The organism is Streptomyces sp. NPDC034670, from assembly GCF_055574875.1.
Genome location: NZ_JBVITR010000011.1, coordinates 1 through 7,602 on the forward strand (window position 1 = coordinate 1; position 7,602 = coordinate 7,602).

Sequence of the window (7,602 nt, forward strand, 5' to 3'; positions counted from 1 at the left end):
CTACCCCAACGCACCCCCCCTCCCCCCCCCCCCCCCCCACCCCCCCCTCCCCCCCCCCCCCCCACCCCCCGCCCCCCCCCGGCCGCCCCCCACCCCCCCCCCCCCCCCCCCCCCCCCCCCCCACCCCGCCGTCCCGGACCGTCCGTGGGGCGGGACGGGGCGGATGGCAAGGCGGCGCGCGCCCCTCGGGGCGAAACGCCCCGATCTCCTCCGCAAGGAGGAGATTGCGTCCCGCGGAGTCCACTTCCCGTGGGACGCGCGAATGCTTCCCGCCGGGGATGTCCCGGAGCCGCGGGACTGATGGGGTGGAGGCGTGCAACCCCGTATCCCCCGGCAGTCGGCCCGTGAGCCCCGAGAGCGGGGATCCCGCCGCGCGGACAGCGATGCCAGGCTCGGCACCGAGCTGGCAGCGGTGGTCGCCGGTGCCCGCCGCAGAGCGGTGCGGGACGGGGACCGCCAGATCGACACCGCCCACCTGCTGCACTCGCTCCTGGAGTCCGACGCCGAGGTGAGGGCCGTCTTCGGCGAGGGCCCGCACATCGCCCGGCTGCTCGGCTACCTGGTCCAGCGCAGCATCGGCTACGGCCTGCGCTGGCAGAGCGGCGTCGAGGACTCCGGCGGCGTCCCGGAGGTCGCGCGGACGGCGGGCTTCTCGCCGCTCGCCGCGGCCTGCATGGAGCGCGCCCATGAGCGCGCCGCCCGCCGCGGCGACGACCCGGCGCGCGGAGCCGATCTGCTCGCGGAGATCGCCGCGGACCCGCGGGCGCGGGCCGTGGAGGTGCTCGAGCGCGCGGGTGTCGACCTCCCGGGGCTGCTGGACCGGCTCGCGGCGCGCACCGGAGGGGAGGACGGCGCACGGCCCGGGCGGCACGCCGCCGAGGAGGGCGACACGGCCCACTGAGCGACCGGGGGCGGCCGTTGCGCGGCCGGGGGGACACCGCTGCACCGTCCACCCGGTGAGACAGGTGTCATGGGGGGTGACGCTCCTGTCGGTGCCTGTCATCATGTGCCGGTGCATACCTCTGTCAGCACTCGGAGCACTCGTGGCAAAGGCGTCGGGCTCGGCCTCGCGCTGCTGTCCGCGGTGGCCTTCGGGGGATCCGGTGTCGCGGCCAAGCCGCTGATCGAGGCGGGGCTGGACCCGCTCCACGTGGTGTGGTTGCGGGTGGCGGGCGCGGCGCTCGTCATGCTGCCGCTGGCGGTGCGCCACCGGGGGCTGCTGCGCCGCCGTCCGGGATTGCTCGCCGGGTTCGGGCTGTTCGCCGTGGCCGGTGTCCAGGCCTGCTACTTCGCCGCCCTGTCCCGCATCCCCGTGGGCGTCGCGCTGCTGGTCGAGTACCTGGCGCCCGCGCTGGTGCTCGGCTGGGTGCGGTTCGTGCAGCGGCGTCCGGTGACCCGGGCCGCCGCGGTCGGCGTGGTCCTGGCGGTGGGCGGGCTCGCCTGTGTCGTGGAGGTGTGGGCGGGCCTCGGCTTCGACGCCCTCGGGCTGCTGCTCGCGCTCGGCGCCGCCTGCTGCCAGGTCGGCTACTTCGTCCTGTCCGACCAGGGCAGCGACGCCGGGGACGAGGCCCCCGACCCGCTCGGCGTGATCGCCTACGGCCTGCTCGTCGGCGCCGCCGTCCTGACCGTCGTCGCCCGCCCCTGGTCCATGGACTGGTCCGTGCTGGCGGGCAGCGCCGAGATGAACGGCGCCCCGGTCGCCGCCCTCGTGCTGCTGGCCTGGATCGTCCTGGTCGCCACGGTCGTCGCGTACGTCACCGGCGTGCTCTCGGTGCGCCGGCTCTCGCCGCAGGTCGCGGGTGTCGTGGCCTGTCTCGAGGCCGTCATCGCCACCGTCCTCGCCTGGGTCCTGCTCGGCGAGCACCTGTCGGCGCCGCAGATCGCGGGCGGTGCGGTCGTGCTGGCGGGCGCCTTCATCGCCCAGTCCTCGGCACCGGCGAAGGGCTCCGGCCGGCCGGTGGCCGGCGGTGGGCCCGAACGGGAACTGTCCACACCGGAAACGGCCGTCTAAGGTGCTGATCATGCATGCGCGCGCACTCGTTCTTCCGCCTCCGGCCGCCTGAGGCGGGCCCTTTGCTCCCTCCGCCCGGCGTGTCGCCGGGCGGGACGGCGCTGCCCGCAGACGGAGTCCGCGGACCCCGCCGCCCGGCCCGGATCGCCTGACCCCGGGGTCCCTTCCTTCCCGCGCCCCGGGGTGCCCGCGGCGCGCGCATCCGCGGAGAGAACACGTGTCCAACGCCGTCTCGGGCCTGCCCGTCGGGCGAGGCCTGCTCTACCTGATCGTCGCCGGTGCCGCCTGGGGCACCGCGGGCGCGGCCGCGTCGCTGGTCTACCGGACCAGTGACATGGGGCCGGTCGCCCTGTCCTTCTGGCGCTGCGCGGGGGGCCTCCTGCTGCTGTCCGCCGCCCGGCTCCTGCTGCCGCGCGGCCGGACCGCCCCGTCCGTGCCGCTCGGCCGCCGGGTCCTGCGCGCGGTGGCCACCGGAGTGGGGCTCGCCGTCTTCCAGACGGCCTACTTCGCGGCCGTCTCCGCCACGGGGCTCGCCGTGGCCACCGTCGTCACCCTCGGCGCCGGACCCGTACTGATCGCACTCGGCGCGCGAGCGGCCCTGGGGGAGCGCCTGGGAGGCGGGGGCCTGGCCGCGGTCGCCGGTGCCCTCGTCGGGCTCGTCGTGCTGGTCCTGGGCGGCGGGGGGACGACCGTGGATCCGTGGGGCGTCCTGCTCGCGCTGCTGTCCGCGGCCGGGTACTCGGCGATGACGCTGCTCACCCGCTGGTGGGGACGCGACGGCGGGACGGACGCCTCCGGCACGACCATCGGGGCGTTCGCCGTCACGAGCGTGCTGCTGCTGCCGTTCGCCGCGGTGGAGGGCCTGGTGCCGGCCACCGACGCGCCCGGTCCGCTCCTCTGGCTCCTGGCGTACGTCGCCACCGTTCCCACGGCGCTCGCCTACGGCCTCTACTTCGCCGGCGCGGCCGTCGTGCGGTCGGCCACGGTGTCCGTGGTCATGCTGCTGGAGCCGGTGAGCGCGGCGGTGCTCGCGGTCGCCCTGCTCGGCGAGCGGCTCACGGCGGCCACCCTGGCCGGCACCCTGCTGATGCTCGGCGCGGTGGCCGGACTCGCGGTGGGCGAGACGCGCGCCGCGCGAACCAGCGGTGCGGAGCGGGAGGCGGTACCGGTGTGACGCCGAGGGGGTCCCCCCACCGGGAGGGCCCCGCGGCCGTGTCCGCCGCCGGCCCGGTCCGCGCCCGGCGCCGTGGGCACGTGCGGGGACCGGACGCGCGGCGGACCGCCGGCCGCGGGCGGCCCGGAGGCGTGTGCGGCCGGCCGCTCCCGTCCCCCGGCGGCGCCGCGGGGCGCGGTCCGGGGGCGGGAGCGGCGTCACAGGGCTGCCAGGTAGGCGGGCAGCGCGGTGCCGGGGGCCAGGCGGGGGTCGGCGAGCGGGGTGCCGTACCCCTTGCGCAGCGGGACGACGCCGGCCCAGTGGGGCAGGGCGAGGTCCTCGGGCTCGTCGTTGACGCCGCCGGTGCGGAGCTTGGCGGAGACCTCCTCGAGGTCGAGGCGGATCACCGCGGTGGCGGCCAGCTCCTTCCTGTCGGCCGGGCGGGAGTCCGCGGCGCGGCCCGGCACGACGTGGTCGACCAAGGCGTCGAGGGCCCGGCGCTTCTCCTCGGGGTCGGTCACGTCGTACGCGAGGCCGTGCACCACCACGGAGCGGTAGTTGACCGAGTGGTGGAAGGCCGAGCGGGCCAGCACCAGCCCGTCGACGTGGGTGACGGTCAGGCAGACCGGGAGGCCGTCGCCGGCCCGGCCCGCCGCGCGCAGGGGGCGCGAGCCCGTCGAACCGTGCACGTAGAGCCGCTCACCGATCCGGCCGTACAGCGTGGGCAGCACCACCGGGGCGCCGTCACGGACGAAGCCGAGGTGGCAGACGTAGCCCTCGTCGAGTATCGCGTGCACCAGTTCCTTGTCGTACGCGGCCCGGCCGGGGGAGCGGGTGGGGACGGTGCGCCCGGTGGGCGGGTAGACGGCGGCGGTCCGCGGCTGCGGCGGTGGGGCCTCCTGCATGGCGCTCTCCTCTGTACTAGTGCATAATTGCGTTTGTGCTAGGAGAGTATCGGATCAGTGGACGGCGTGCTGCGGAGATTTCCGCGAGCATCGAGCGCGCGGTGGGGGAGGGCGAGCTTCCTCCCGGTGGACTCCTCCCTCCCATACGGGAGTTGGCGGAGCGGCTGGGGGTGAACCCGAACACCGTCGCGGCCGCCTACCGGACGCTGCGGGAGCGCGGGGTCATCGAGACCGCGGGCCGCCGGGGGAGCAGGGTGCGGCCCAAGCCGGCCACCACGGCGCGCGACGCCATCCGGGTGGAGGCGCCGGAGGGCGTGCGGGACCTGTCCGACGGCAACCCGGACCCCGCCCTGCTGCCCCCGCTGGCCGGGGCGTTCGCCGCGGCGGCCGGGTTCGGCGACCGGGAGCCGGTGCTCTACGGGCACTCCCCGGTGGAACCCGGACTGGCGCGCCTCGCGCGGGCCGGGCTGGACGCCGACGGGGTGCCGGACGGGCCCGTCGCCGTCACCTCCGGCTCGCTGGACGCCGTGGAGCGGGTGCTCGCGGCCCACCTCAGGCCCGGGGACGCCGTCGCCGTGGAGGACCCCGGGTGGGGGAGCGCGCTGGACCTGATTCCGGCGCTCGGGCTGCGCACCGTCCCCGTCGGCGTCGACGACGACGGGCCGCTGCCCGGTGACGTGCGGCGGGCCCTGGCGGGCGGCGCCCGGGCGCTGATCGTCACCGACCGCGCGCAGAACCCGACCGGCGCCGCACTGAGCGCGGCCCGCGCGCGTGCCCTGCGCTCGGTGCTGGCCGGCCATCCGGAGACGCTGCTGATCGAGGACGACCACGGGCACCACATCGTCGACCTCCCGCTGCACCCCCTCGCGGGCACCACCCGCAGCTGGGCCTTCGTGCGTTCGGCGGCCAAGGCGTACGGTCCCGACCTGCGGCTCGCGGTGCTCACCGGGGACGCCGTCACGCTCGACCGGGTGCGCGGGCGGCAGCGCCTCGGGCCGGGCTGGGTCAGCAGGATCCTCCAGCGCGCGGTGGCGGAGCTGTGGTCCGGCGGCGCGGTGGACCCGGCGGCCGTGGCGGCGGCGTACGGACGGCGCCGGGACGCGCTGATCGGGGCGCTCGCCCGGCGCGGGATCGCGGCGCACGGACGCAGCGGCATGAACGTGTGGGTGCCCGTCCCGGACGAGACCGGCGCCGTCGCCCGGCTGCTGCACGCCGGCTGGGCGGTGGCCCCCGGCGCCCGCTTCCGGGTGGACGCGCCGCCGGGCATCCGCGTCACCGTCTCGACGCTCGCGGAGGAGGAGGCCGAGGTCCTAGGCGGGGCGGTCGCCGCGGCGCTCGGGCCGGGCGGGGAGCCGACGAGGACGTACGTCTAGTGCGTGTGTCGAAAGGAGCGTCGTCTGCCCGAAGGGCGGGCCCGGCGAGGCCCGGGGCCCTTGCGGCGGCCGGGGCGGGGGCGGCTACGCCGTCCTCCTCGGCCCGGCCTGCGTGAGTGCCGCACCCGCCAGCACGATCACCGCCCCCACCGGTGTCGACCAGGTCAGCGTCTCGCCGAGGAGCACGACGCCCGCCGCGGCGGCGATCACCGGGATGAAGTACGTGACCATCTGGCCGGTCGTCGGGCCGACCTCGGCGACCAGGCCGTACTGGACGAGCACCGCCAGACCCGTGCCCAGCGTCCCCAGCGCCGCGATCGCCAGCAGCGGTCCGACGGCGAAGTCGGTCGGCGGGGTGGTGAACAGCGGTGTCACCACGGTCAGTTGAAGGGTGGCGAGCAGCAACTGGCCGCCGGTCAGGGACAGGTGCGAGTGACTGCTGCCCGCCAGGGTGCGGCGGACGTAGATCCAGCCGACGGGGTAGCTCAGCGAGGCCAGCAGGGCCAGCGCCGTGCCGCGGGCGTCCAGGCCCTGGAAGCCCTGCCAGGCGCCCAGGACGGTCAGCACCCCGAGGAAGCCCAGGGCCAGACCCGCCACCCGCACCCGGGTCGGACGGTCCTCGGAGAGGGCGACCAGGGACAGGGCCATGCCCCACAGCGGCGAGGTCGCGTTGCAGATGCCCGCCAGGGTGGAGGGGATGGTGAGTTCCGCGAACGCGAACAGCGAGAAGGGCAGCGCGTTCAGCAGGAACCCGGCGACCGCGAGGTGGCCCCAGGTGCGCGCGCCGCGCGGCAGCCGCTCCCGCCGCACCGCCATCGCGACCGCCAGCACGGCGGTCCCGAAGGCCAGCCGGCCGAGCGTGACCTGGAAGGGGGCGTAGCCCTGGGTGCCGACCTTGATGAGGAGGAAGCTGAAGCCCCAGATCAAGGACAGCGCGCCGAAGCGGAGCCGCCAGTCCAGGCGGGGGCGGGGGCGGTCCGGGACGGGGTCCGCCTGACCCGGCGCGGTGGTGTCCGACGGGGTGTTCGGGGCGGTGACGCTACTCATGGACGCAACGATGATGGACATCATCTCGTAGCACAATCGAGATTTCGCACCCGTTATCTCGTAGCATCGCTTACATGTTGAACCTGGAGCGCCTGCGCACCCTCGACGCCCTCGCCCGGCACGGCTCGGTCAGCGGCGCGGCCGCGGGCCTGCACATCACGACCTCGGCCGTCTCGCAGCAGATGTCCAAACTGGAGCGCGAGGTCGGCCAGCAGCTGCTCGCCAAGAACGGGCGGGGCGTCCGGCTCACGGACGCGGGCCGGCTGCTCGCCGAGCACGCCGCGCGCATCCTGTCCCAGGTGGAACTCGCCCAGTCCGACCTGGAGGCGCAGCGCGGTCAGGTCGCCGGCGAGCTGCGCGTCGCGGCGTTCCCGACCGCCGCGCGGGGACTGCTCCCCGTGGCCCTCGCGGACCTGCGCCGACGGCATCCCGTGCTGCGCGTGCGCTCCCGCGAGCTGGAACCGGAGGGGAGCGTCGCGGGCGTGGTGCGCGGCGACCTCGACCTCGCGGTGGTGCTCGACTGGCACAACAAGCCGATGTCGCTGCCCGACGGCCTGGTCAAGGCGCCCCTCCTGGACGACCCGGCCGATGTGGCGCTTCCGGCCGGGCACCGGCTCGCGGACCACGACGAGGCGGACCTCGCCGAGTTCGCCGAGGACGAGTGGATCACCTGGGGCGAGGGCGAGTTCTGCCACGAGTGGCTGATGTTCACGCTGCGTTCCAAGGGCGTCGAACCGATCGTCGGCCACCGCGCCGCGGAGAGCCACACCCAGCTCGCCCTGGTCGCCGCGGGGCTCGGCGTCTGCATCGCCCCGCGGCTCGGCCGCGACCCGCTGCCCGGCGGGGTGGTGACCCTCCCGCTCAGGCAGCGCGTGCGGCGGCACGTGTTCGTCGTCTGGCGCGCGGACGCCGACCGCCGCCCCTCGATCCGCGCGGCGGTGCGGGCGCTGCGGGAGGCCGGGGAGAGCGTCGGCGCGGCCGGGGAGGGCGCCGGGACGGGGCGCGGGGGGGGGGGGGGGGGGGGGGGGGGGGGGGGGGGGGGGGGGGGGGGGGGGGGGGGGAGGGGGGGGGCGGGGGGGGGGGGGGAGGGGTACTGGCGGTCGGAGCGCGGAG

General features: G+C 76.7%; 6 protein-coding genes and 1 pseudogene. 5 read left to right on the forward strand and 2 right to left on the reverse strand.

Going from position 1 to position 7,602, the window contains the following annotated elements:
• The first annotated feature begins 313 nt into the window (after positions 1-313).
• The 3 genes from ACZ56B_RS10715 (at position 314) to ACZ56B_RS10725 (ending at position 3,185) form a co-directional block, all read left to right on the forward strand.
• Positions 314-901, forward strand: a complete 588-nt coding sequence (locus tag ACZ56B_RS10715) for a peptidase (protein WP_468788408.1) — start codon at positions 314-316, stop codon at positions 899-901.
• A 105-nt stretch (positions 902-1,006) separates the two neighbouring features.
• A complete protein-coding gene (locus ACZ56B_RS10720) occupies positions 1,007-2,011 on the forward strand; it encodes an EamA family transporter (protein ID WP_468788410.1) in 1,005 nt (334 codons plus the stop codon).
• Positions 2,012-2,228: 217 nt separating this feature from the next.
• Positions 2,229-3,185 (forward strand): DMT family transporter, encoded by a 957-nt coding sequence (locus ACZ56B_RS10725; protein ID WP_468788412.1) that lies wholly within the window; start codon positions 2,229-2,231, stop codon positions 3,183-3,185.
• Positions 3,186-3,382: 197 nt separating this feature from the next.
• Here the strand turns inward: ACZ56B_RS10725 and ACZ56B_RS10730 are convergent, their stop codons facing one another.
• Positions 3,383-4,069, reverse strand: a complete 687-nt coding sequence (locus ACZ56B_RS10730; RefSeq protein WP_468788414.1) for a pyridoxamine 5'-phosphate oxidase family protein — start codon at positions 4,067-4,069, stop codon at positions 3,383-3,385.
• Positions 4,070-4,104: 35 nt separating this feature from the next.
• Between ACZ56B_RS10730 and ACZ56B_RS10735 the strand changes: the two genes are divergently transcribed.
• Positions 4,105-5,442 (forward strand): aminotransferase class I/II-fold pyridoxal phosphate-dependent enzyme, encoded by a 1,338-nt coding sequence (locus ACZ56B_RS10735; protein ID WP_468788416.1) that lies wholly within the window; start codon positions 4,105-4,107, stop codon positions 5,440-5,442.
• A gap of 84 nt (positions 5,443-5,526) precedes the next feature.
• Here ACZ56B_RS10735 and ACZ56B_RS10740 read toward each other — a convergent pair whose 3' ends face one another.
• Positions 5,527-6,489 (reverse strand): DMT family transporter, encoded by a 963-nt coding sequence (locus ACZ56B_RS10740; RefSeq protein WP_468788418.1) that lies wholly within the window; start codon positions 6,487-6,489, stop codon positions 5,527-5,529.
• A gap of 74 nt (positions 6,490-6,563) precedes the next feature.
• Between ACZ56B_RS10740 and ACZ56B_RS10745 the strand changes: the two are divergent.
• Positions 6,564-7,478, forward strand: a pseudogene (locus ACZ56B_RS10745) (LysR family transcriptional regulator); the annotation flags it as partial.
• Between the last annotated feature and the right edge of the window lie 124 nt (positions 7,479-7,602).

Excerpts from the sequence above, each read along its gene's own strand:
- ACZ56B_RS10730 (WP_468788414.1), bottom strand. The coding sequence starts at position 4,069 with ATGCAGGAGGCCCCACCGCCGCAGCCGCGGACCGCCGCCGTCTACCCG.
- ACZ56B_RS10740 (WP_468788418.1), bottom strand. The coding sequence starts at position 6,489 with ATGAGTAGCGTCACCGCCCCGAACACCCCGTCGGACACCACCGCGCCG.